The organism is Arthrobacter sp. ISL-30, from assembly GCF_018613855.1.
In the GTDB taxonomy this organism is placed as follows: domain Bacteria; phylum Actinomycetota; class Actinomycetes; order Actinomycetales; family Micrococcaceae; genus Arthrobacter.
Window position 1 is genome coordinate 17,207 of sequence record NZ_JAGGPK010000054.1, and the last position, 24,353, is coordinate 41,559.

At 61.4% G+C, this 24,353-nt stretch carries 21 protein-coding genes and 2 pseudogenes; 11 read left to right on the forward strand and 12 right to left on the reverse strand.

The features are described 5' to 3' along the window. The first annotated feature begins 269 nt into the window (after window positions 1–269). Window positions 270–500: a hypothetical protein gene (locus J7E82_RS18815; protein ID WP_214865422.1), complete on the forward strand. Its 231-nt coding sequence runs from the start codon at window positions 270–272 to the stop codon at window positions 498–500. Between the two features lie 265 nt (window positions 501–765). On the opposite strand, the gene J7E82_RS18820 is transcribed toward J7E82_RS18815, so the two are convergent. Continuing rightward, complete coding sequence (locus tag J7E82_RS18820; RefSeq protein WP_214865424.1) at window positions 766–1,623, reverse strand: prephenate dehydratase; 858 nt, start codon at window positions 1,621–1,623, stop codon at window positions 766–768. A 456-nt stretch (window positions 1,624–2,079) separates the two neighbouring features. Here J7E82_RS18820 and J7E82_RS18825 point away from each other — a divergent pair, with 456 nt between their 5' ends. Next, complete coding sequence (locus tag J7E82_RS18825) at window positions 2,080–2,646, forward strand: recombinase family protein (RefSeq protein WP_214865426.1); 567 nt, start codon at window positions 2,080–2,082, stop codon at window positions 2,644–2,646. Window positions 2,647–2,752: 106 nt separating this feature from the next. Here the strand turns inward: J7E82_RS18825 and J7E82_RS21085 are convergent, their stop codons facing one another. Then, a complete protein-coding gene (locus tag J7E82_RS21085) occupies window positions 2,753–2,884 on the reverse strand; it encodes a hypothetical protein (protein ID WP_285289764.1) in 132 nt (43 codons plus the stop codon). A 388-nt stretch (window positions 2,885–3,272) separates the two neighbouring features. Further along, window positions 3,273–3,842, reverse strand: coding sequence for a helicase associated domain-containing protein (locus J7E82_RS21390; RefSeq protein ID WP_374223641.1), 570 nt, complete (start codon window positions 3,840–3,842; stop codon window positions 3,273–3,275). Window positions 3,843–3,990: 148 nt separating this feature from the next. Here J7E82_RS21390 and J7E82_RS21395 point away from each other — a divergent pair. Both J7E82_RS21395 and J7E82_RS18840 read left to right on the forward strand, forming a co-directional pair. Then, window positions 3,991–4,155 (forward strand): annotated as a pseudogene (locus J7E82_RS21395) (IS21 family transposase); the annotation flags it as partial. Between the two features lie 164 nt (window positions 4,156–4,319). Continuing rightward, window positions 4,320–4,754 (forward strand): hypothetical protein, encoded by a 435-nt coding sequence (locus J7E82_RS18840; RefSeq protein WP_214865430.1) that lies wholly within the window; start codon window positions 4,320–4,322, stop codon window positions 4,752–4,754. 207 nt (window positions 4,755–4,961) lie between these two features. Here J7E82_RS18840 and J7E82_RS18845 read toward each other — a convergent pair whose 3' ends face one another. Next, complete coding sequence (locus J7E82_RS18845) at window positions 4,962–5,699, reverse strand: GAF and ANTAR domain-containing protein (protein WP_214865432.1); 738 nt, start codon at window positions 5,697–5,699, stop codon at window positions 4,962–4,964. 313 nt (window positions 5,700–6,012) lie between these two features. On the opposite strand from J7E82_RS18845, the gene J7E82_RS18850 reads away from it, so the two are divergent. The 5 genes and pseudogenes from J7E82_RS18850 to J7E82_RS20880 form a co-directional block, all read left to right on the forward strand. Next, a complete protein-coding gene (locus tag J7E82_RS18850; protein WP_214865434.1) occupies window positions 6,013–6,261 on the forward strand; it encodes a hypothetical protein in 249 nt (82 codons plus the stop codon). Between the two features lie 282 nt (window positions 6,262–6,543). After that, complete coding sequence (locus J7E82_RS21400) at window positions 6,544–7,215, forward strand: ANTAR domain-containing protein (RefSeq protein WP_374223642.1); 672 nt, start codon at window positions 6,544–6,546, stop codon at window positions 7,213–7,215. An 80-nt stretch (window positions 7,216–7,295) separates the two neighbouring features. Further along, window positions 7,296–8,006, forward strand: coding sequence for a GAF and ANTAR domain-containing protein (locus J7E82_RS18860; protein WP_214865439.1), 711 nt, complete (start codon window positions 7,296–7,298; stop codon window positions 8,004–8,006). A gap of 8 nt (window positions 8,007–8,014) precedes the next feature. Then, complete coding sequence (locus tag J7E82_RS18865; protein ID WP_214865441.1) at window positions 8,015–8,332, forward strand: hypothetical protein; 318 nt, start codon at window positions 8,015–8,017, stop codon at window positions 8,330–8,332. 387 nt (window positions 8,333–8,719) lie between these two features. Further along, window positions 8,720–8,851 (forward strand): annotated as a pseudogene (locus J7E82_RS20880) (recombinase family protein); the annotation flags it as partial. Window positions 8,852–8,958: 107 nt separating this feature from the next. Here the strand turns inward: J7E82_RS20880 and J7E82_RS18870 are convergent. The 8 genes from J7E82_RS18870 to J7E82_RS18905 all read right to left on the reverse strand — a co-directional run bounded on the left by J7E82_RS18870 (window position 8,959) and on the right by J7E82_RS18905 (window position 20,475). After that, entirely contained in the window at window positions 8,959–10,032 is a 1,074-nt protein-coding gene (locus J7E82_RS18870) for a DUF3616 domain-containing protein (protein WP_214865442.1), read from the reverse strand. An 844-nt stretch (window positions 10,033–10,876) separates the two neighbouring features. Then, window positions 10,877–11,968: an isocitrate/isopropylmalate dehydrogenase family protein gene (locus tag J7E82_RS18875; protein ID WP_214865444.1), complete on the reverse strand. Its 1,092-nt coding sequence runs from the start codon at window positions 11,966–11,968 to the stop codon at window positions 10,877–10,879. Window positions 11,969–12,007: 39 nt separating this feature from the next. After that, window positions 12,008–13,246 (reverse strand): NADP-dependent isocitrate dehydrogenase, encoded by a 1,239-nt coding sequence (locus J7E82_RS18880; protein ID WP_214865446.1) that lies wholly within the window; start codon window positions 13,244–13,246, stop codon window positions 12,008–12,010. A 32-nt stretch (window positions 13,247–13,278) separates the two neighbouring features. After that, window positions 13,279–13,563, reverse strand: a complete 285-nt coding sequence (locus J7E82_RS18885; RefSeq protein WP_214865448.1) for a hypothetical protein — start codon at window positions 13,561–13,563, stop codon at window positions 13,279–13,281. Between the two features lie 38 nt (window positions 13,564–13,601). After that, complete coding sequence (acnA, locus tag J7E82_RS18890; RefSeq protein WP_214865450.1) at window positions 13,602–16,235, reverse strand: aconitate hydratase AcnA; 2,634 nt, start codon at window positions 16,233–16,235, stop codon at window positions 13,602–13,604. Window positions 16,236–16,368: 133 nt separating this feature from the next. Further along, window positions 16,369–17,499 carry an ABC transporter ATP-binding protein gene (locus J7E82_RS18895; RefSeq protein WP_214865452.1) on the reverse strand — a complete coding sequence of 377 codons (1,131 nt, stop codon included), beginning with the start codon at window positions 17,497–17,499 and terminating at the stop codon, window positions 16,369–16,371. Next, on the reverse strand, window positions 17,492–19,264 hold the full coding sequence (locus tag J7E82_RS18900) for an iron ABC transporter permease (protein WP_214865454.1): 1,773 nt from the start codon (window positions 19,262–19,264) through the stop codon (window positions 17,492–17,494). The genes J7E82_RS18895 and J7E82_RS18900 overlap by 8 nt, the downstream gene beginning before the upstream one ends. Window positions 19,265–19,302: 38 nt before the next feature. Then, window positions 19,303–20,475: an ABC transporter substrate-binding protein gene (locus J7E82_RS18905; protein WP_214865456.1), complete on the reverse strand. Its 1,173-nt coding sequence runs from the start codon at window positions 20,473–20,475 to the stop codon at window positions 19,303–19,305. A gap of 250 nt (window positions 20,476–20,725) precedes the next feature. Here J7E82_RS18905 and J7E82_RS18910 point away from each other — a divergent pair, with 250 nt between their 5' ends. After that, window positions 20,726–21,394 carry a GntR family transcriptional regulator gene (locus tag J7E82_RS18910; RefSeq protein ID WP_214865458.1) on the forward strand — a complete coding sequence of 223 codons (669 nt, stop codon included), beginning with the start codon at window positions 20,726–20,728 and terminating at the stop codon, window positions 21,392–21,394. A gap of 1,154 nt (window positions 21,395–22,548) precedes the next feature. Beyond that, a complete protein-coding gene (locus tag J7E82_RS18915; RefSeq protein WP_251042126.1) occupies window positions 22,549–24,123 on the forward strand; it encodes an ABC transporter substrate-binding protein in 1,575 nt (524 codons plus the stop codon). The last annotated feature ends 230 nt before the right edge of the window (window positions 24,124–24,353 follow it).

The following is a 24,353-nucleotide window of genomic DNA, read 5'->3' on the forward strand; positions in this document are numbered from 1 at the left end:
CACGGGCAGGCAAAGCGTAGATGTTGTCTTTTATGACCCGCTGTCTTCCGGTGGGTGTGACGAGCTTCCCCAGGGCGCGAAGCGTCGAAGGAGCTCTACAGTTGATGGCCACGTAGATCGTGTGGAGGCCCGGAAGGCTCTTGCCCGTAATTTGGCTTTGCTTTCGTTAGGAAAACGGAGGTAGTCACCACTTCTCGACGTCATCAGTTTCGGATACCAGAACTCGCTGTGAATCACCCGTCCCTGCCGCAGGAATCAAGAAAGACTTCATGATGCCAACGTCTTTCGAAATTTTTGACTGGAAAGGGATTGGACCCGGAGATGAGATTGAGGTGCTCGATGACGGGCTAGTCATTGCACGTGGAGTAATTGAAGACCTGGCCTCGGACCAAAGCATGGTCCTGCTCAAGCTCTCCTACGGGAGAGGTAGACGAACATACCGCCGCGAGGACGGCTGGCAGGTCCGGACTTTCGCCGAGAATCATGAAGGCCAACCGTGACGACCGACAGTTTTTACCTGCAGTTTCAGGGCGAAACGGCCAATCACGGTGAGGCACACCGAAAACCTGGCTTAGAAACCTTCCTGAGAAGTAAGGACTTGGCTTATGAGCGGAGCTCCCACCTGTTCTCCGGCGCCCCTATCAGTCACAACCCATGACTTGGCCAGCCATGCCTCCCGAACGGCAAGAATCTAGCGATTGCGAGTGAGAAGTGTTTGGCGTCTTCCTCAGAGTCGCGGGACCGCCAGGCTGTTATGTAGGGCTGTCAGGCGTTGACGGTCTGACCGGTCCTGTAGTCGGCGGCTGCATACACGCCAAGGATCCGCGCTTCGGTGGTGAAGAAGCCCAGTTCCTCGAGGGCCAGTTTGAGTGGCAGGTCCTCGGGGTGGCCTTCGACGTCGGCCATGAACATGGTGGCGGTGAACTCGTTGCCTACCAAGTAGCTTTCCAGCCGGGTCATGTTGACGCCGTTCGTAGCGAAGCCGCCGAGGGCCTTGTATAGGGCCGAGGAGACGTTGCGCACCCGGAAGACAAAGCTGGTGACTGCAGGTCCGGGAAGTTCGTCCCGGGCCGGCAATTCCGTTTCGCGTGCCAGGACGACGAAACGGGTGGTGTTGGAAGGGTCGTCCTCAACCCGGGAGGCAAGCACTTCCAGGCCATAGATCTGCGCGGCCAGCGGTGGCGCCAGGGACAGCTTGCGGGGATCATTCCACTCCGCCACTTCCCGCGCCGATCCCGCGGTATCGCCGGCGATGACCGGCTTGAGCCCGTGCTCGCGGATCAGCTTGCGGCACTGGCCCAGGGCGTGGATGTGGCTGTGGACCTCGGTGGCACCTTCAATGGTGCTGCCCGGGATGCCCAGCAGGTCGAAGTGGATGGGCAGGAAGAACTCTCCCACGATCTGCAGGTTGGACTGGGGCAGGAGGATATGGATGTCCGCCACCCGGCCGGCAATGGAGTTTTCAATCGGGATCATGGCCAACTCCGCTTCGCCGCTGGACACGAGTTCAAACGCGTCCTCGAAGCTCGCGCAGGGCACGCTTTCCAGGTCCGGGAACATCTGTTTGCACGCGATATTGGAGTTGGCGCCGGGCTCACCCTGGTACGCAATCTTCTGGGCCATGATCCGTATGGTTTCACGCCCGGCGCCCGCCCGCCCAACTGGGTAGCGACAAGTATCGTTATGGGCGGCCAAACCGACACCTAGCGCTACTTAGTTGGGGTGGAACGCAGTGGAACCTGCGGTGCGGGTGGCGCTGCCCCGGCTTCAGCTGGGAATCCATGGCCCAGCCAGCTGTCCCGCGGAAGATTCCTCACGTAACTCAGTTGTCACGTAACTCAGTTGTCTCGTAACCCTTGGGATACGAGGCGTTTCACCTGAGTGACTACAGTTCCCGTGGCGAAGTCCGATTCCGAACCCATGCCCATTTCCCAGCTTGTTGTGAATTGGGGAGCGTCAAGGCAAGGGGCATGTGCAGTTAGTGCACACCCCAACCTGACAACGCCTGTGGGTAAATCTTGACTTCCTTGTAGGAAAAGCCTAGAACTCAACCTCACAGACGGAGGATTGGAGGCAAGGGTGAGCGGACAGCGGATTGGGTACGTTCGGGTTAGCACCCTGGACCAGAACGAGAAACGCCAGCTCGAAGGCCAGATTCTTGACCGGGTCTTTACGGATACGGCCTCCGGTAGGGACACTGCCAGGCCCCAGCTTGCCGAACTGCTGCGCTTCGCCCGCGACGGGGACACCGTGGTGGTGCACAGCATGGACCGGCTTGCCCGGAACCTTGATGACCTGCGTGCTCTGGTCCAGGGCCTCACACGCAGAGGTGTGCGCGTCGAGTTCGTGAAAGAGAGCCTGGTCTTCACCGGCGAGGACTCCCCCATCGCCAACCTCATGCTGTCCGTCATGGGTGCATTCGCCGAATTCGAACGCTCCCTGATCAGAGAGCGGCAGCGGGAAGGCATCGCCCTGGCGCAGCAGCGCGGTGTGTACAAGGGGCGGAAGAAGACTCTCAGCCCGGAACGGGCGGCGGAGCTGGTCCAACGCGCCGGCAGCGGGGTTCCGAAAGCCGCCCTCGCCCGCGATTACGGGATCAGCCGGGAGACGGTCTACCAGTACCTGCGTCACGCCAGGCTGGAGTAATTCCCCCATGCCCCGCAGATTCGGCACCAAAGGGGTCTGCGCCAGCTTTACAGAATATCAATTATCGGCGTTTGATTTTGGCCAGGGGAGACCCTAAAGAAAGGCGCTATTGCAATTCAGTTGCAGGCGGGCGGGGCGTCGCGACGACCTCTTCGATCCATTCCTTGGCCTTGTCATCCAGCGGCGAGGCGGCGTTACCCGACACGGCGGCGCGACCTGCCTTGACCTTCTGGACCACCAGGCCGCCAAGGACCTGCCAAGACGGCGAAGGCGAGCAAGGGTAGCAGCGCGGATTTCGATTTTTTAGCCATTTCCGAATCCTACTCGGGCCTCAGGCCCGCGGCTTCTACCCGGCTGAGGAATCCGCGGACCAACCTCTACGGAACGGCTCCCACTCGACCTCGGAGGCGGCCCGCTCGGACCGTCCTGGCGCGTCCGCAGGAAGCCCCTGGGGCGCGACTTAGCCACGTAATCAGAACTATCGGCCCTTTAAAACGGGCAGGGGGAGTTACCTGAAAAGGGCTGTTTTCTGCTGTCCGCTGCCATCCGACGTGACGCAGAGTCACTAAGATCGGACGCCTTCTCGTCTGCCCCCGGCAGCCTTCGGCTGCCGGGGGCAAAAACCCTCACATTCCGCGGCCACGCCAGCCCGGTACAAGCTTGTCCAGCCTCGTAACGCGGTTAGGATGCAAGGAGCCCGTTTTGAGGGCGTACCGCTGGCGGGAGATCCATCGACCAAGGAAGTACTCCTCCGGGGAACTGGACACTCCCATGACCGGAAGCTTTCCATAAGTCTCCAGGTGCTCCAGGACCTGACCGAGACGATTGCTCCACCGTTCATGGTCCGAAGAAGAGGGTTCGTGGCCGCCGGAAAGGAAGCGACCGTTCCAACCCGGCAAGTTACGGTCCAGCTTTTGTGCTCTATCCGCCAGGAGCAAACCACTTCGCAGGCTTGCCCTCTGATGCTGGAGCCAATGGTGCAAAGCCCGTTCCCTGGGGTCTTCCGCGCGCTGGGAAGGAATCCGCTTCCACTCCCTGATGAACCGCACATACTCTTCAAGCTGTTCATCCCACTGCCGGCGGCGACTACGGGGCCGGCCTCCCCCGGACATCCCTGGGTCTTGAGTTTCGTCCAGCAGTTCACTCATCCCCTCATACTCGCACCTGCAGAAGATCATGGCAGCGAAGCGGTACATCCGCCGGTCCCGTACTGGGATCGTGACCCGGTGCGTGGGACGACCGCGATCCCCCGACCCAGTTCTGCCCAGAGGCAGCCTGCGGGACAGTCAGGACAGCCTCAGGGCCGGGCGTGGGGCGAATGCCTCAACATGAGGTTCGTTACCCCAGTCAGTGCAGCTGGACCACTATCTGGAGGTACTCAAGACCAAACCCGGGGCGCTGCCCGGGTCGACCGCCCTGGCCAGGCGCGTGAAACCGGTGGCCTTCACCAGCGCGCACGAGGCCTTTTGGGCTTCTTCCCGTTGGGTCAACGGAGATTCGGACGCCAGCTAAGGCCGAGGTGTCTGCCATCACGGCATGCATGACCGCGGGTCGCGGACGCTGTGTGGTTGCCATCACATTCGTCCACGGTTTAGCCTGAACCCGGAAGCAGCCGATGCCGCTGAGCATGATGCAAAGGATGCGGTTGTAGCTTCCAGAACCAGGAGCAGTCAATGTCGACCATCTCTCACGCCCGGCGTCCGGGGCGCTCCAGCGAACCTGACGCACAGCCGCTCTGGTGCCTGGAATGCGGCACGGACCGCCACCTCATCATCGACTGCATTGACCAGTTGAGCCCCGCCCGGGCGGACGTGGTCAAAGCCTCCTACACCTGCAATGGCTGCGGCTTCTTTTACACCCACCCAACGACGGTGTCGAAGGTAGCTGCCGTCCTGAACCGGCCCGGTCCCGCCCCCGTGTTAGGGGTTCTGCAGTTCGGTGATACTTACATCCACTGCGGTGAACCCATGCACAACTCGGACTCCAAAGAACGGAGCATTCACGGTTCCGTCAGCACGGAACAACGAGGTGAGCCGATCCTGGACATCTATCTCCGAACGCGCGTTCTGCACTGCGGATGCGGGTTCCAAATGGAAATCCCACACTAAGACCGATCAAAGAAAGCCCGCCCTAATGCTTGTCGGCTGCTGCTGCTTTGCGACTGATAGGACCGTCCGCATATCCTCCCGGCCAACCTTCTGGCCGGATGCACTTGGGACGTGTTGATCCGGCGGGATCGTTTGGAGCATCAGAGGACGCTCGGTGAAGTCCTCAGGGTTCTGGACGCGCTGGGAATGCTGCCCGCGGCACGAGTTTTAGTCTTCAAAATGAGTGCCTATTTTGCCATGCCCTGAGACGTTGGAGATGATCTCCTGGGCGAGGGTGTGAAGTTTCTGGTTCCGGGTACTGGAGACCCGGCGGAGGAGCTGGAAAGCCTCGTTTTGGGGACACCGGTTCTGGGCCATGATCATTCCGCAGGCAAGGTCAATCGCAGTCCTGGATTCCATGGCGGCTTTGAGGTCTTCGGCGAGCAGTTCAGCGGACGCGATCCGGAGCTCAAGCCGCAGGGCTTGGCTGGCGATGCCCGCAAAAACCTTTGCATCTTCTATGACTTCGGCGCTGAAGACATCGGTTATCGGGGCGAAGAAGTTCAGCACCGCCTCGGCCTCGGAACCGAGTTCCAGTGGCACGGCAAGTACGCTGTGGCAACCAAAACCCGCCAGGGCCTCGCAGTAGTGCCGCCAGCAAGGATCAGTGGAAACATCACGGATAAGGACTGGCGCGCCGGTACGCAGGGCGTCCCAGCGGGGCCAATCCCCCTGGCTTTGCCCGATGCCATCGAGCAGGATCGCATCGTCACTGCTGCCGGCGATCGTGGCGCTCCGCTTGTGCCGGTGCAGCGTGACAGCGCACTCGATCCGATTTTTGGTCGCCTTGGTCATTGTTGCTGCCGCGAAGGCTGTCATGCCATCCAGGAAGCCTCTGATGTCTTCTGTGCTCGTCACCAGATTATGCAGCAGCTCAACGGCGTGGGCGTGATCTTCGGCGGTCATGGCCCAAATCTAGAAGCAGCACGATGAATGCACAACATGTGGGACTACCCCATCACTTACCCGTTTAGGCCCCGCCAGCACTTGCGCCTTGGCCAAACATTCCCATAGCTGTGGACAGTTCACCATTACCTCTAACTTCCGTGAGACCGGTGCGGAGCAGGGCCGTGCGACCCCGGGTGGCCCAAAGGTCCTCATGCGGGGGCAGGCTTCTCTCGGGGGTTGTGACGGGGTGTCCTAGCTGTCATCGTGGATAGTGTCTCGAGTAGAGGGGCGCAATAAGGCGATGGGCCACCGACAGTGGTGAGGGCGCCGCATGAGGAATCCACAACAAGTAGCGCAGATGATGCTCCTGCAGGACTGCGGCTGGCTTGATGACTTATGGCTTCGGTACTGGGCCAACGGAGGAAGCGCGGGCATCTTCGAGTTCGACGCTTTCCTGCACGGACTCCGGGAACCCGACGTGTTCGAAGTGCAGATCCTCGCCTGGGCGATCGAAGACCTGTCCTGCCGCCTCCTTAATTCCACCGGCTCCGGCCAGTTGCTGAGCGGAGAATTGGGGTAGCTACAGTGCGAACTGAGGAGGCTACTGTTTGCAGTAGCTGCGTTTTGGGCGGTTGGCCGACGCGGCGTTGTGAACAGGGGGATCTGGAGTGATTCCCATCAGCGTCATGTGGCCCTCACTGTGCTCGCCTGCCCCATAGCAGTTCTTTCCCTAGTGTCTGGGTAAGGAATGGACAGGAACACACGTACCGCTCAGTGCGGCAGGCAGGAGATTCTTGTGGATCGGGAACTAATACACTCCAACACGGAGGTGTTGATAGACGTGCTCCTGGACAGCCCTGACATGACAGTGTTCCTGCAGCGGCTGGTAGAAATTTCAGGTCGTGAGCTCGGCCAGGGTCTTGGGGCGGCACATTGCAGTGTGACCGTATGGAGGGACCGCCGGCCGGTCACGGTCTGCAGCAGCGATCCCGAAACGGCGGCCATGGATGAGGTGCAGTACGCATCGAATCAGGGCCCGTGCCTGCAAACCGCCAGGACAGGACAGATAAGTGAGGTCATTGACCTGCGTACTGAAACACGATGGCCGCGATACACCAGAGCGATGGCCGGGAGCCCGATGCGGTCGATTCTGGCCGTTCCCATCGCCCTGAAGACAGCAGGTGCGGCAGCGCTGAACACGTACAGCCCTCAGCCCGGACCTGTCCCTGAAGATGTGAAGAAGACCCTGCTGGACTTCACGACCGTGGCGGCACGGGCAGTGACGTTGGGCATTAGGCTGCAAACGCAGGCAGAGAAGTCGACGGACCTGGCGGCCGCGCTGGAATCACGGACCGCCATCGATCTCGCGGCCGGCGTCATCATGGCCCAGACCGGCTGCGACCAAAAGCAGGCCGTAAACATCCTGATGAAAGCCTCAAACAACCGCAACGAAAAGCTGCGCGACGTCGCACTCACTGTCCTGGCCCGCTTTAACGGCAGTACTACCCCCTCAACGCACTTTGATGCCCTGTAGCTCCTCGAAGCGGAAGCACCACGTGAATTCAACTTATTCAGCAGCAGCTCAGCTCCTGAGCACGAGAAGGTGAGAAAGCCATGGACAATCCCCTAGCAAGCGAGTTGGCCGCGCTGACCGGACAAATGACGGGTGGTTTCCTCACCGAGGAGAACGCGTCCAAAGCCGTGCAATCCCTGGCATACGTACTCAAAGACTCTGTGCCGGGTTCCGCGGGAGCCGGTGCCTCCGTCATTAACGCCCGGGGACGCAGGGAAAGCGCCGGGGCAACCGACCCTGTGGTGCTTAGGGCGGACAAACTGCAGTACGAACTAGGCCAGGGACCATGCCTGAGCGCGTGGGCAGAACAGTGCACCATCATCATCCAGGACACTGAGCAGGAGACGCGCTGGCCGAAATGGACGGCGGCGGTTGCCGATCTTCCCCTTCGTTCCGTTCTGAGCGCCCCGGTGACCACCGAAGGAAGACGCATCGGAGCGCTCAAGGTCTACTCGCCAGAGCCCATGGCGTTCGACGACCATTCGGTTTTCCTGATTGAGCGGCTCGCCATTCCAGCCGCCGTCATGCTCGGCAACGCCCGGGACAGAGAAGCAACACAACGGCTCAGCTCGAAACTGGTAGAGGCATTGGCAGACCGAGACATGATTTCCAGAGCCGAAGGAATGCTTATCGAACGAATGAACATCACATCGCGCGAAGCCTTCTCCGTCATGCTGTCCGCATCCCGGGGAGAGGGCAAACCGCTCCATCACGTAGCGCGGGAAATCGTTCACGGTATGACCGACCAGTAGGAGACGCTGTGGACGTGTTCGATGAGTCACGCATTCAGGCAGAAGCAACCCGGGAAGCAATGGACCAGGCCGGGCTTCGACTCAGTGAGGTCTGGATGCGCTACTTTAGCTTCACCGGTGTCGCGGGCGAATACGAAGTAGACGCCTACCTCAATGGATCCTTCGAACTCCCGGCCCACGAACGGGACCTTATCGCTCATGCCGTCAATGAGTTGATTAATGAACTCCCTCCTCCACGGGCAGCCCCCTACAGCAACAACGAAACCACCCCTTGGCAACACCTGTACCCATCGGAGAAAGGCAACGCCCCGCAAGACCGAAAGTGAAATCAGCACATCTCGTGGAGCTCACTTCCAGCGACCTGTTGGCCTGGGCCTGGCAATGGCCGAACACGACTCGCTATCGAGTGAGGCAACCACCCGGGACGAGGAATAGACACTGCCCATAAGAACCGGCTCTGGCGTGAACTGATGCTGTCGATCCGGCCACACACAATCAGCATGAACTCGCCCCGGAACTACCGGCAACGTGCCGTGCACGAAACAATGAGGCACAAACCCGCCTGCCCCCCAGCTGCAGAAGCAACACATGAGTTGCACGATGGTCCCCGGATCAGGCTGACGCCTACGCCTGCACCTAGACAGCAACGGAGAACAGGGCGAGGCCAAGAAAGGCCGCCCTGCCGGGGCCAAAAAGGATTGACATAGTCAGCCCTCAACCCGGAACGGGCGGCGGAGCTGGTTCAGCGCGCCGGCAGCGGTGTTCCGAAAGTCGTCCTCGCTTGTGATTACGGGATCGGCAGGGAGACGGTCTATCACTACCTGTGCCACGCCAGGCTGGAGTGAACTCCCCCGAATGCAGCGCGCACGCCAAAGCAACTAGCTTTACAGAATCACAATTATCGGCGTTTGAAGTAGCTATTTGGGGATGGCGGTCAGCAGGTTCAGGTTGGTTACTGCCGGAGGCGGAAGACATCCGCATGGATGCCGTGTTGTTCGGTCTTGCGTTTGTCGTCGGGAGAGTCGTACACCACCAGGGCCGATTCGCCGTCCTCGAGCATGGTGATCCCTTCGGCCCGATCGTTGCCCTGTCCAAACGGCACGTTGAGATCGCATCTCAAGTCGTCCTTGTGCAGGACGGCCTCGGCCTCCGACGTCAGCGCGTTTAGCCAGCGGAACACGGCCGTGCGGCCGTCGAGTTCCATAGTCGGTCCCGCCAGGACGAGCAGGTCATCTCCGTGACGGCACAGATCCCGCACCCCCAAACCACGCAGGTCGAGAAAGTGCTTGCGGTAGCGGCGCCCCTCGGGGCCGATCGGCTGCGGCTCGATGCCTGGCCCGTCGCCGGCTTCGAGTTCGAGAACCACCGCCCATCCGCGCAGTACGGGTCCGCGCAGGCCGATGAACACCCGGTGACCCCTCACGGCGATGCCCTCGCAGTCGAACCCGTTGTCCTTGCCCGGGATCGGATGGGACCGTATGAAGTCTCCAAGGTGAGGGTCATCGGACAGTAGATCCAGCAGACCCCCGCCGTTGCTCCCATCAGGGCCGAACACAGGGCGGTGGTGCTGCTCACCGTTGAGGCCGCCCCCTGGGCTAAGGAGTGTTGTGGTCGAGAGCCGGGCCAATGCGCATCGTCGCTGGCTGATCTTGACTGTTGCCAGGGCTTTGCGGGCCTTGTCAGGGTTGTGCTTGTCCTTGACTCGTTTGCGGGCCGCGCTGTGGGACCCGAGTATCCACAGCGTGTCATCTTCGACGTCGAGGCCTTCGATATCGATTTCCCCTTCGCCCGGCAGGTCGAGGAAACCGGTGAGATCGAAACTGCGATGAGCGCCGGCCTGGTTGCCGTCAATGGTGAGTCGTTCCAGACTGGTCGTTTCGTCGTTGGCGGCCCAGAGGTGATCGCCCTGCCGCACGATGGCGGACAGTCCATCGCGGAGGTCCTCGTCCGGATCGAGGGTGCTGCGCTGATCGAGAACGAGCGTAATCTTGCCCGATGGTTTGTCTGCCTGGGGCCATGCGGTCATCGTGGATCACCCCAGCGTCCGCCCTGCTGCCAGTTCATCCGGAACCGTCCTGCTGGCGTCCTCGTCGGTGGCCGTTGGTTCGACATCTCAGCTCCAATACTTAGCGGGCGTGTTCTGGCTCTGCTCGTGAATGATTTTCTTAAGGTAATCGCTCATCCGGGCTTCGTAGAGGTGCCGGACCTCCGCTCCCCAGCTGCTCCACCGTGTCATATCGTAAATTAAGCACGGAGGTAAAAAGTAGCTGCGAGAACTCCCATTCCATGACGAAGCCAGCGTTTTCTCAGGTCAGACAACCTTTGCGACGGTGGCTGCATTCGGACGCAAGAACCTGAATTTGCCCTTATATAGCTTGCCGCTGTAGCTTTCCTGCATCTAATGCACGTTTCCATGGTTTACGGGTTGCAGTGACTGGTGCCGTTTCGGGTTTCGTCCCGCGGCGCACTTGGCAACAGTGCAGAATAGGTACACCCCAACCTGACACCGGGCCCTTGTTAGGCCCAGAAATAAGGGACTTCCATCCCGAGTCTGCCCGGGTCCCGCCACCGCCCACAGCCGGGGACAATTCTCATGGGTTATCCACCGCTACTGCTGCTCCGGGAGCTAATCCAGGGGCTCCCAATATCCAGCCGTGGATAACCCGAATTGACCCCAACTATGGACGGAACAGCGTCAACCAGCACAGCTTGTCCGAGCCTTGCGAGGCTGACGGAATATCCATTGTCGGCGTTGCCGTATGCGGGATCACCTCAAAGGAACAGCATCAAAAATTTCGGGTCAGCTAACCGCCTCAATGACGCAGCGACAGGCTTCCCGGAGCTCGGGCCAGTAGCTTGTGCTGAGTTGGCTATACGTGGGTGGCGGTGGTGATGCGGGCGGCGATGGCGTCCGCGAATTCGCTGGTGCCGGAGGTGCCGCCCATGTCCTTGGTCGTGGTGCCGTCCAGGACGGTGGCTTCGATGGCTTTTTCGACGAGTTCGGCGGCCTGAAGGACCTTTGCGTCGCCGAATTTGGCGCCGAGCCAGCGCAGGAGCATTGCGGAGGATAGGATCATCGCGGTGGGGTTGGCGATGTTCTTCCCGGCGATGTCCGGGGCGGACCCGTGGGAGGCCTGGGCCATGGCGTGGGTGTTGGAGGAGTTGATCGACGGGGCGATGCCCAGGGATCCGGCGACTTCACCGGCGAGGTCCGAGAGGATGTCCCCGAACATGTTCTCGGTGACGATGACGTCGAATATGTTCGCGCGGCGGACCAGGTGCACGGTCATCGCGTCGATGTGGAAGTCGTTCACGGACACGTCCGGGTACTGGAAGGCTACTTCCTTGCAGACATCGCGGAACAGGCCTGTGGTCATCTTCAGGACGTTGGCTTTGTGCACGATGGTCAGCTGCTTGGTCCGGGACTGGGCGAGCTGGAACGCTGAATGGGCGATGCGTTCGGTCGCGGCGCGGGTGATGATGCCGTGCATGATGGCCACGTCGGGGGTGGGCATGAATTCGCCGGTACCGGCGAAGGTGTTCCGGTCAGCGTAGAAGCCTTCGGTGTTTTCACGCACGATGACCAGATCGGTGCCCTCGACGATGGCGTTCCCGCCCGGGAACGCCTTGGAGGGGCGGATGTTCGCGAACAGGCCGAAGTGCTTGCGGATCGTGCCGGAGGGGTTCAACGCGGACTTGTGCGGTTCCGGGTAGGACGCGGAATCGTGCGGGCCCAGGAGCCAGCCGTCCACGGTGTTCAGCGCTTCGAGGGTTTCTTCCGAGACGGGCATGCCGTGTGTGTCGATCGCGGTCCGGCCCAACGGGAGCTGGGTCCAGGCAATGGCGAGAGCGCCCGCGGCGGCCATCGCGGCATCCAAAATCTGCACCGATGCGGGCACGATCTCCGGGCCAATGCCATCACCGTTCAGGACAGCCAGCTGATACTTCTTGGATTCAGGCAAGGTGCTTCCTTTTCTTCATGTTCGTGTACCGGCGTGAACCTAAGCGGTGACCGGCAGGAGTGATGCTGCAAGGCGGGCATCGACGGTTCCAAGGAACTCTTCTGTTGACAGGAACGGCTGTTCCGGCCCAATCAAGAGCGCCAGGTCTTTGGTCATTGCCCCGGATTCAACAGTCTTGATAACAACAGCTTCCAGGGTTTCGGCGAAGCGGATCACGTCCGGCGTCTGGTCCAGCTTGCCGCGGTGCCGGAGCGCGCCGGTCCACGCAAAGATGCAGGCGATAGGGTTGGTGGAGGTGGGTTTGCCCTGCTGGTGCTGACGGTAGTGCCGCGTGACCGTGCCATGGGCGGCCTCGGCTACTACGGTGCTGCCGTCGGGTGTCATGAGCACTGACGTCATTAGGCCGAGGGAACCGAACCCCTGGGCGACGATGTCTGACTGGACGTCGCCGTCGTAGTTCTTGCAGGCCCAAATGTAGCCACCTTCCCATCTCAGGGCTGAGGCAACCATGTCATCAATCAGACGGTGCTCGTAACCCAGCCCGGCGGCGTCGAACCGGTCCTTGAACTCGGCATCGAAAACCTCCTGGAACAGGTCCTTGAACTGCCCGTCGTAGGCCTTGAGGATGGTGTTCTTCGTGGACAGGTAGACGGGGTAGTTCCGCTGCAGCCCGTAGGAGAAGGACGCGCGGGCGAAGTCGCGGATGGAGTCGTTGAAGTTATACATGCCCATTGCCACGCCGCCTCCCTCCGGATAGGTGACCACTTCCTGCCGGATCTCCTCCCCGCCGTCGGCGGGGGTAAACGTCATTGTGAGCGTCCCCGGTCCGGGGACCTTGAAGTTGGTGGCCCGGTATTGGTCGCCAAAGGCGTGCCGGCCGATGATGATGGGTTTGTTCCAGCCGGCAACCAGCCGGGGGATGTTGGAGATGATGATCGGTTCGCGGAACAGGACGCCGCCCAGGACGTTGCGGACTGTTCCGTTGGGCGATGGCAACATCTTTTTCAGCCCGAATTCCCGCACCCGGCCTTCGTCGGGGGTGATGGTGGCGCACTTGACGCCGACCTTGTGCTCACGGATAGCATGCGCGGCATCCATGGTCACCTGGTCATCGGTCGCGTCCCGGTTCTCCAAGGACAGGTCAAAACTTTCCAGCTTGATGTTCAAGTAAGGGGTGATTAGGCAGTCCTTGATGAACTGCCACAGGATGTGGGTCATTTCGTCGCCGTCGAGCTCCACCACGGAACCCACGACATCAATTTTCTCGAACGTACTCATAATTTCCTTGCTGGTGTGGGGCTTGCGGGAGTCTAAACTTTTGGCCTGTTGCCCGCGCGCTTGTGCCTGAAGACCAGGACGTCGTCGTCCGGCAGGAACATTGCCCGGCCTTTGCCGTCGTCCTGGATCAGCCAGAAGACGCTGCCGTCCAAAGCGAGCATGTCGACTCGGCCCGTGGTCAGGGTCTTGCCGTTCCGGTGCACGAGCTCAAGATCGTCCTGGCGGGCGAGCTTTGTCCAGTTCAGTACCGGTTCCAGCTGGGCATGCCGGGGCGTCCCCGACCGGAAACTGGCCGTGTAATGGTTAGGCCTAGCCATGGCAGGCTCCTTGTTCTCGTGGCGCGCTGGGTGCAGCATCAGCTTTTTGCCTGGTTCAGGGTCCTGCGGAGGATCATGGGGATCACGCCGCCCACGGCGAGGAGCTCGCATTCAAGTCCGGTTTCCACGGCAGCTGCGGCGGTGAACGGCTCTTCCGTTCCGTCCGTACGGAGGATCGCCGCTGTGATCTCGGCGCGGGGGTGGATGCGCTCTTCGGCGGCGTCGAACCTGATCCGGTCTCCGGGTTCAAGGCTGAGGAGTTTGTCCCTCATATCCGCTGGCATCACGAGCGGGAGGATGCCCATGCCGATGAGGTTGGAGCGGTGAATCCGTTCGAAGCTGGCCGCGATAACTGCCCGTACACCGAGGAGCCTCTGGGCTTTGGCAGCCCAGTCACGGGAGGACCCCATGCCGTACCGCTCCCCTGCCACCATGACCACGGATTCGCCCTCTTCGTGGTACCGCTGGGCGGCGTCCCAAATGGGCATTGTTTCACCTGACGGTGAGTGAATGGTCTGCGCGACAGGCGCACCAGGGTGGAGGAGGTTTTTGACCGATTTGGCGTGGAAGGCGCCGCGGACCATGACCTCCCAGTTGCCGCGGCGCGACGCAAAGACGTTCAGGTCAGCCCTGTCCTCTCCCCTGTCCACCAGGAAGTCCGCCACATCGCTGTTCGGCGGGATGGCGCTGGCCGGGGAGATGTGGTCCGTGGTGATGTCATCGCCGAGGACCAGGAGCGGATGGGCTGTGAAGCCGCCCAGGAGGCTGCCCTCTGTCATCGCCGCGAACGGCGGCCTGCGCAGGATGGTCGACGCCGGATCCCAGGGGTACTGCGCACCGTCGGGGGCCTCGACCCGGCGCCACTGCGGATCCCGGCTGGCGATCATGAAGTCGCGACGGAAGTCAGCGGGGTCGTTGGCTTTCAGTACCAGCGCGTCAATCTCTTCGCGGGTGGGCCACAGGTCCTCGAGGTAGACGGGTGTGCCGTCCTCCAGGTGCTGCAGGGGCTCGGTGCTGAGGTCCCGTTTGGCGTCGCCGGCCAGGGCGAAGGCCACGACGAGGGGCGGGGACATGATGAAGCTGAGTTCGACGTCGGGGTGCACCCGGCCGGGGAAGTTCCGGTTGCCGGAGAGGATGGCGACAGGTTCGCTCCCGCCGTCGTTCTGCGCCGTGGCAACCACCGGCGTCAGGGGTCCGGGGTTGCCAATGCAGGTCGTGCAGCCGAAACCGACAATGTCGAAGCCGACGGAGGCGAGGTCGTCCGTCAGGTCGGCGCGCTTGAGGTAGCTGGCAGCGGCGGGTGAACCGGGTGCGAGGGAGGTCTTGACCCAGTCGGGGACTTTCAGGCCGAACTTCTTAGCGTTCCGGGCCAGAAGTCCGGCGGCGATCAGCAGGCGCGGGTCCGACGTGTTGGTGCAGCTGGTGATCGCGGCCAGGGCAACGGGGAACTCCGGCAGCGGCCCGCTTCCGGGGAATCTGGGTCCGGCCTCCTGTTCCAGGGCGTTACGGAGACCGCCGTAGGGCAGAAGGTCCTGGGGACGGCGGGGGCCGGCGGCGTGCATGGCAATGGTGGACAGGTCCACGTCGATCACCCGCGTGTAGACGGGGCTTGCTTCCGGGTCGAACCAGATTCCTGCCTGCCGGGCGTAGGCCTCGACGAGGCGCGTCTGCTCCGCCGTGCGGCCGGTGCCCGCGAGGTAGTCCAGCGCCATCGTGTCGATCGGGAAGTACCCGGTGGTGGCACCGTACTCGGGTGCCATATTTGCGACGACGGCCCGCTCCCCCACCGTCAGCGTTGAGACGCCAGGGCCGAAGAACTCAACAAACTCACCCGTGACGCCCACTTCGCGGAGGCGGTGCGTGATCGTCAGGGCCAGGTCAGTGGCGAGGGTGCCGGTTCGGAGCTCACCGGTGAGCCTGACCCCCACGACGTCCGGGATCCGCAAGGTGGCGGGCATGCCGAACATGACCGTCTGGGCTTCCAGGCCGCCCACTCCCCAGCCGAGAACTCCGAGTCCGTTGATCATGGGCGTGTGGCTGTCGGTGCCCACCATCATGTCCGGCACGGCCCACCGGTTACCGTCCTTGTCGATAGTGGTCACCACGGTGGCGAGCTGTTCGAGGTTGATGGTGTGCATGATGCCCGTGCCGGGCGGGTTGATGTGAACATCGTGCATGGCTTTCGAGGCCCATTTCAGGAACTGGTAGCGTTCCCGGTTCCGGCGGATCTCGTGCTTGATGTTCCGTGCGGGCGCATCCGGGCGCCCGTATTCCTCCACGGCCAGCGAGTGGTCAATCGAGACGTCCACCCGCAGCAGCGGGTTCAGTTCCATCGGGTCCGCGCCGCATTCGGCCAGGGTGTCACGCATCGCGGCGATGTCCACCAGGGCTGGGGTGCTGGTGGTGTCGTGCATGAGCACCCTGGTGGGCAGGAACTCAATTTCGGCGGTGCTGGTCCCGGTGTCCAGCCAGCGGCGCAAGGCGTCCATGGCGAGCTCCCGTTCGTGCCCGGTCATGTTCCGCTGGACGTTCTCGGCCAACAGCCTCAGGACGATGGGCAGGCGCGCATAGTCCGGCCCGAAAGCACCCTCAATGTCAACCGCGCGGAGCACCTCGCCGTTGACTTCGAGGTGGGTTACGGAGGGATTGAAACCTGCGGTGGCAATACTCATGAGGGACACTTTCTGGAACAGGATCTGGCCTGGCTAATTTAGAGGCTGTGACCTCTGCGTTCAGTGCTGATGACGTGGAATTTTTGGGCCGGCGGGGAAGTTGCACAGGGCCAGCTTCCCCGCCGGGAACTGCCTAGTGTGTGACGGCCATCAGTTCGGCGACGTCTTTGGAGACGACGTCCGCGCGGGGGTAGAGGCGCACGGCCTCCGCCGGGACCACGAGCCGGACCGCTCCGGTAAGACCGCCGGTGGTGCTGTCGACCAGGAGGGTTTTGCTGCCGTATTTGAGGTCGTATTCATAGCGTGAGCCCACGTAGGAGGTCGTCATGATGTCGGCATTGAGGACGATGGCATCGGCGGGCACCTCGGCGCCCCGGTTGGTGAGGAAGACCTTCTCCGGCCGGAAGGCCACGGTGACGAGGTCCCCGGTGGCTGCGTCGTCGCTGACGGCGACGTTGATGGTCTCGCCGCTCTCTTCGAGACGGACAGTGGCGGCTCCGCCGAGGGCTGATACCACGGTGCCGTCGATGAAGTTGGAGCGGCCGATGAAGGCGGCGACTTCCGCGGTGGCGGGGCGTTCGTAGATCTCGTGGGGCGGGGCGACCTGGAGCATGTGCCCGTTGGACATGACCGCAATGCGGTCGCTCATGGCCAGCGCTTCTTCCTGGTCGTGGGTGACGTACACGGTGGTGATGCCGAGTTCTGACTGGAGGCGCTTGAGCCAGACGCGGGCCTGTTCGCGGAGTTTGGCGTCAAGGTTGGACAGCGGTTCGTCCAGGAGGAGGACCTTGGGTGAGTACACCAGGGCACGGGCCAGGGCGACGCGCTGTTGCTGGCCGCCGGAGAGTTGGTGCGGGTAGCGGTGGGCAAGGTGGGCCAGGCCCACCTTGTCCAGGGCGTCGTGGATGAGGGTTTTTTGCTCGGCCTTGGACACCTTGCGGATGTTCAGTGGCATGGCCAGGTTCTCCGCCAGGGTCATGTGCGGCCAGAGCGCGTAGGACTGGAACACCATGCCCAGGTTGCGCTCTTCGGGCGGCACGAACTTGTTGGAGGAGTCATCGACCAGAACGGTGTCTCCCACCGCGATGGAGCCTGAGGTGGGTTGTTCCAGGCCGGCGAGGCAGGACAAGGTGGTGGACTTACCGCAACCGGAAGGGCCCAGCAGGGTGAAGAACTCCCCGTCCTTGATGGTGAAACTCACCTCGTGGAGGACGGTGAGTCCTCCGAAGTCTTTACGGAGGTTTTTGACGGCGACATCAGGCATCTTTCTTACCTTTCGTGAGCAGGCCGGCGATGCCGACGAAGACTGCGGTGATAACGATCTGGATGGTGGCCAGGGCGGCCACCGATCCGGTGTTGCCCTGGACCCAGAGCTCGAGCATGGTGGTGCCAATGACTGCCGTGTCGGCGGAGCCGAGGAAGATCGCCGGGGAATATTCCTTCATCATCACCACGAAGGTCAGGACCATGGCCGCCACGAAAGCGGGGGTGAGGAGCTTGACGAGGATCCGGAGGAACATCTTCAACCAGTCCGCTCCGTTGACGCGGGCGGCGTTGTCCAGTTCCTCACCGATCTGCATGACAGCGGGTGAGATGGAGCCGAAGGCGCTGGGCAGGGCGCGGAGTCCGAAGCCGATGATGATGGCCCAGATGGTGCCTTGGAGCAGGGAGCCCATGTTGAACGGGAGGAATGCGAAGGCCCAGAAAAGGCCGATGCCGATGATCAGGCCGGGCATGGCCTGAGGGGCCAGGGCCAGGTATTCGATGACCTTGCGGTACCGAAAGGTGGAGCGCTTGGAGACGACGACGGCGACGACGGCCAGGACGCTGACCAGGACCGCTCCGACGCCGGCGACGATGAGGCTGTTGCGGATCGAGCCGACGTAGGCCGGGAATTCGAAGATGCGCTGGTAGTTGCCCATGGTCAGGGAGAGCAGCGGGTTCTGCAGCGGGGTGAAGATCTTGGTGAAGGACCGCATGACCAGGCCCAGGATCGGGATCAGCGCGCCGATAACGACGTAGATGGTGATGAACGCGACGGCGAGCCATTTGATCCAGCCGAGGTCCAGCAGGCGGGGCCGGGTGGCCTTGCCGCGGACGGATACGAAGCGCCTAGCGTCCTTGAGCAGCTTGGCCTGGACGGCGACGAGCAGGACTGTCACCAGCAGGATAATCACCGATGCCGCGCCGAGGATGCCGTAGTCCGGGTCCACGGACTGGAGTCCGTTCTTGTATAGGAACGTGGCAAAGACGGTGATGTCTACTGGCTGGCCATAGAGCAGTGGAATGGAGAGGGTTTCGATGGACATGCTGAAGACCAGCACGGAGCTGTACACGATGGGTGGGCGGAGCATTGGGATGATCACGGACCACAGAATCCGGAAAGGTCCGGCGCCGACGGTTTGGGCGGCGCCTTCGAGGGAAGCATCGGAATTGCGCAGGGCGTTGGCACAGAAGAGGTAGGCGATCGGGGCAAGTGCTACTGCCTCTGTCAGTGCCATGCCCGGCAGGGTGTAGAGGTCCCAGGGGAGGAACCCCAGGACGCGGCGGACTTCCACGCTGGCGAAGCCGGCCGGGCCGTACATGGTGATCCAGCCAAAGCCCAGGATCAGGGATGAGATGAAGAATGGCCACTGCATGGCTGCTCCGAAGAACTTCCGGCCAGGGATGTTGGTGCGGATGACCACGATGGCCATGGGCACGGCGATCAGGAGGGTCATGACCGTTGTCATGACGGCGAACAGGATGGTGTTCAGGGCTACGGATCCAAAGTTGGCCTCGGTGAAGAGCCGGGTGAAGTTTTCTGTGGTGAACAGACCGCCCTCCTCGTAAAGAGGGCGGTCCAGCACCGACTGGTAGAGCGTGGGGACCACAGGTGCAAGGACCAGGAGCGCCAAGATGATGATGGTTGCCCAGAAAAGCAGCTGGCTGCGGTCGGCGCCGAGGATCCTGCGGTATTTCGGAGCCGGATATTCCGGCCGAGGCACAGTAGCCTGCGCCGCTGGTCTGGTTTCGGGGATTGTTGTCATGGGGTGGGTTCCGGTCCTTGCTGGTCAGTCACGGGTACTTATTTTTTGAGGCTGTTCCAGCGCTCGGTGAAGGCTGCGGTTTCGGCGTCGGAGACCTTCTCGTAGGGGACGGAGATAATGTTTTCCTCGCCCACTTCCTTGATGATGTCGGCGTACGTGTAGGTGAATTCGACAGGCTTCACCCCGTCGCGGAACGAGGAGAGTCCGCCTTCCTGGACGGCCTGCTGGCCTTCAGCCGAAAGGGTGAAGTCCATGAAGAGCTTTGCGGTGGCCGGGTGCGGCGCCTTGGCCGCGATACCAAGGCCGCGGGGCAGAACCACCGTGCCGTCCTTGGGCAAAACAATCTCGAACAGTCCACCGGAATCCTTCACTACCGGGAAGGCAGGAGCGGCGCTGACCAAGGCGCCGGCGACGTATTCGCCAGCCAGGATCTTGTCAGTGGCCGAAGAGCTCTCCGGTCGTGAAAGGGGAAGGATAGTGGCCAGGGAGTCCCATGTCTCCGGCTTGTTCTTTGTCAGGGCGTGAAAGATCGTGAAGCCAAAAGCGCCCTTGATGTCGCGGATGCCGATCTTGTCCTGGAACTGGGCCGGGTTTGCCTTGGCCTGTTCCGCGAGTGAGTCAAGACCGGTGGGCGCCTCGGTCATCAGGGCCGTGTTGTAGGCGACCGTCATCGCGTCTGCGGACATGGCGGTGACGCCGGGCAGCAGGTTCGCGAATTCCGGGACCTCTGCCAGCTCAGGGGATGTGTACTGGGTCAGGACGTCTCCGCGTCCAGCGAAGTCTGCCCAGGCGCCGGCGGCGTTGGTGACCAGGATGTCTGCCGGTGAGTTTCCGGTCGCGTTTTCGCTCAACACACGCTGGAAGACCTCGTCAGAGCCAAGGTTGTTGGCCGAAATGTCCTTGATGAACGGGTACTTCTTTTTGAAGTCGCGGAACACGGGCGCCCAGTTTTCCTGGTCGGTGTTCGAGTAGACGGTCAGCTGGCCGCCTTCCTTCTCTGCCGCAGCCACGAGTTCCTTGTAGTCCGCCGGGTAGTACTCGGGGTACTGGCCGGCTGCAATCGAATTTTCCGGAGCGGGGGTGCCTGCAGGCGCGGAACCTCCGCAGGCACCGAGGGTTAGGGCGAGGGCTGAGGCGACGCCGACGGCGGCGTACCTGGCGAACATCCGGGATTTGGGCTGGGAGCTGGAGCGGGGTGTAGACACCGTCATGGTTGTCTCTCCTTTGAGCAATGCAACGGAATGGTGCGGCATAACCACTGCTGTGATCCGCCTCACCTACTATAGCTTATAACCTATAGGCTGTTGTCAAGCGCGGCGTAGAAGGAGGAGCTGTCCAGGGGCGTTGCAACTCGGCACCTTACGGACGGTGACAGAATTAGGCAGAAGTTATAGGCCGTAACGTGGACGGTGGTTTCGGCACGATAACCGGGGATGACCCCACAGCACGAAGGAGCAACAGGTGGCACAGGCTTCCCCCATACTCACCAAGAACGCTTATGCGTACGAGGAATTGCGCCGGCGCATCCTGACCGGGGACATCGAGCAGGGCTCAGTGCTGAGCCAGGCGAGGCTGGCACAGGAAATTGGCGTCAGCACCACACCGCTGCGCGAGGCACTGCGACGCCTTGCAGCCGAGGGCATGGTGGAACTCAAGTCCCACAGTGACGCTCGGGTAGCTTCCCTCACCCCGGAAGAAGCCAAGAATCTCTACGTCATCCGCGAAAACCTGGACCCATTGGCAGCGGGCCTCGCAGCGGAAAGCCGAACATCGGCAGACGTCGCTGACATCGAGCAGGCGCTCAAGCAATTGACACCCTTGCACGACGCCGCCGACCTCGCGGCAATGACAGCCCACCGCGAATTTCACCGCGCCATCTACACGGCCTCCCACAACCCCCTCCTCATCGGCATCCTCGAAGGCCTCTGGGACAAGGCTGACCGCTACAGGCAGATAGGACTGCAGGGCCAAAAGGACTCAGAAAAAGACCGCCTCCGCGTCCAGGAAGAACACACCCAGATTGCCGACGCAGTCATAAGCGGTGACCCGATTCGAGCCCGGGAAATCATGCACCGGCACGTCGTGGGCAGCCTCGGACGCCGTGCAATTGCGGTGCTAACCAAAGACTAAGGCGCAGCGACGGGACTGGTAGTTCATTTAGACCACACCCAAAGCTGACACACGGCTCCTTGCCTGGTCCTTGAATAACCGGAATTGATCTATCTAAACGGAAAGTCCCGTTCGTCCGCCCACAGCCGGGGACAATTCTCAGAGGTTATCCACCCGCTGCTGCTGCCAGGTAGCACCCCCTAGGCTCCCCGATTCTCAGCCGTGGATAACCCGAATTGGCCCCAGTCGAAGACGGATCAGAGTCGCCGGAGCGAGCTTCTTGGAGCGCAGTCAGGTTGGCGAAATGTCCATTATCGGCTTTTGAACCACGGGGGTAGAAGTGGCTGCGCAAATTCCCGGGTATTGTTGATTGCCACCATAGGTGGCGAATTGCCAGACGATCTGGCGAATTCAGCAAGCTTTTGGCAGGCCGCCTGGCACGTCGGACCTGGCGCCACTTGGCCGCGGGGCGCAGAACACTCCCAACCGCCGCTGGAATCGAACTTTTGCCACTTCCCGTGACAAACGCGAGCCGCTCGCGGTCTGCTCAGACAGGCGCGTTCTCGCGGTCAGCGCTGCTCGTCGGCTCGCAAATGGGGTTGTCAGTCTCACCAACTAGGCTGGCAAGCCACAGGCATGAAGGAATTGTGCGTTTCCACAGGTCAGACCAGCTTCGTGCCGACGTCTACATCTACTCAGGCCCTTGCGGTTGGGCTCCTATTTGGCCACTCCAACTTCTGGGGAGCAGTTCAGTTCGGTACGGAGCCTTTCCTGTTTCCCGTGCTGGCGTTCTCAGTCCCTGCCCTGCAGGACGCCTCGCAGGTTGTGATTTGCCACTTACGTACGCGGGGATCCCAAACACGTCAAACCTGCGTTCGCTCTTCTGGAGTTCATTTTTCGATTCATTTTCAGTATGGATCTATGCTACTTACGACTTGGATCTGTATAGACCTGCATTCTAAGGTGAAGTTGTGAAGTGCCACACTTCCTGAAGCGGGGCCCCTCGTGCGAGTCGTTCAGGAACAACCGGATCCACTGCCGGGCGGTCCCGTGCATGAAATGGATCTGAGGGAGGTCGCAACGCACACTGACTTTTGCAGTACTCCAGCTTGGTAGCAGACGCTGAGCACAAATGGGGGAATGGTCTGCGCAACCAAACTTTGGAGGAACCAATGATGTCTTCTTCTTCTCGGCGTAGATCTTTGATCAGAAAGAGAACCGCTTTGCCTGCGGCAGCAGTGGGCGGAGTACTTTTGCTCAGTGCCTGCACGGTAGCCGGATCGGGGGAAGCGGCTAACGGCAGCGCGGGGACAGAAGGCGCTTTGCATATCGTCCTGGCCGAGGAACCACCCACCTTGGAAGCCTGTGACGCTAACCTCACCGCAGTCGGCGTAGTAGTACGTTCGAACATCACTGAGCCTTTGGTAGAACGCAATCCGACCACGGGTGATCTGGAGCCTCTGCTGGCCACGGGTTGGGAGGCAACAGGAGAGAAGGAATGGACTTTCACTCTGCGCCCTGACGTAACCTTCCACGACGGGGCCTCCTTCGATGCGGAGGCAGCCGCCTTTTCGATTGATCGCGCCGTGAATTCCGATCTGGCGTGCAATGTGGAAGGGTACGTGTTCGGCGATGATGACCTTGGCCTCGAAGTTGTTGACGAGACAACGCTGAAGGTGACTACTGCTCAGCCGGATCCGATTCTGCCGTTACGGCTTTCCTTCCTGGAGATGGTTTCTCCTTCAACCGACGCTGCAGACAAGGTCCGTGAACCAGCTGGCACCGGGCCCTACCGCATCGATAAGTGGGACGTTGGCAGTAAGCTCACGCTCCAAAGCTACGAGGGATACTGGGGCGAACGCCCCGCCTACCAAAAGGCCGAGTACCAGTGGCGGTCCGTGGGTACCGTTCGCGCTGCTATGGTAACCAGCGGAGAGGCCGACCTGGCCATGGGCTTAGGTCCGGAGGATGGCGCAGGCGAACTCGGCGTGGCGTATCCGAATAACGAGACCGTGGCACTGCGCTTCAGCGGCGACATTGCCCCGCTGAACGACATCCGGGTGCGTCGAGCAATTAATTACGCAATCGACAAGGAAGGAATAGTCGCCGGTCTGTACCAAAATTCGGACGTTGCCGCCGCTCAACTTGTCCCGGAAGGAATTGTAGGTCACAACCCGGAGTTGAAGCCCTGGGAGTTCGACCTGGACAAGGCGAAGGAACTCGTGGCTGAGGCGAAAGCCGATGGGGTGCCGGTCGACGAGAAAATTACCATTATCGTCAAAGGCGGCCAGTTCCCGAAGATCGACGAACTGGCCCAGGTCCTTCAGGAGCAGATCAGCCAGGCCGGATTGAATCCGGTCCTCAAAATGGTGGATGACAAACAAAAGGTTCAGTACCAGACCCAGCCGTTCGTAAAAAACGAAGGCGCCATTGCGGTGCTGGTCCAGCACGGGAATCAGGCCGGCGATGCCGCTTTCACCGTGGGTCAGTACATGGGCAGTAAAGGTGCACAGAGCACCTTCGGCACACAGAAGCTGGATGCCTTGATCGAGCGGGCATCACAGGAGTCCGGCGAAGAACGGCAGCGAGCCTACGAAGACGTCTTCAAGTACCAAAATGAGGAAGTCGTTCAGTTTGCGCACATTTCGCACCGATCAGGGGTCCTAGGCAAGTCTTCAAAAGTGGACTACGAACCGAACTCAGCATCCGGTGACGAACTGCGCCTCGCGGAAATCAAACCTGCCGGCTGAGCCGGAATCACGACGATCTGACGGTGTGATTGCTACTGACGTCGTTGGCTGAGGCATTTCGTTGTGGCTGGCTTGGGGTAAAAGTCCGTGGCCGTGGCCCAGCCCGTGGCATCTTGCGTCGGTCGGTGCGATAAGCCCATCAAGGGTATGCAGTTCCCGTTCATGCTTACTCTCCTGCGGTGCGGCTCAGGTTTACGTGAGCCGCACCGGCTCGGGTGCCGGCAGGGGGT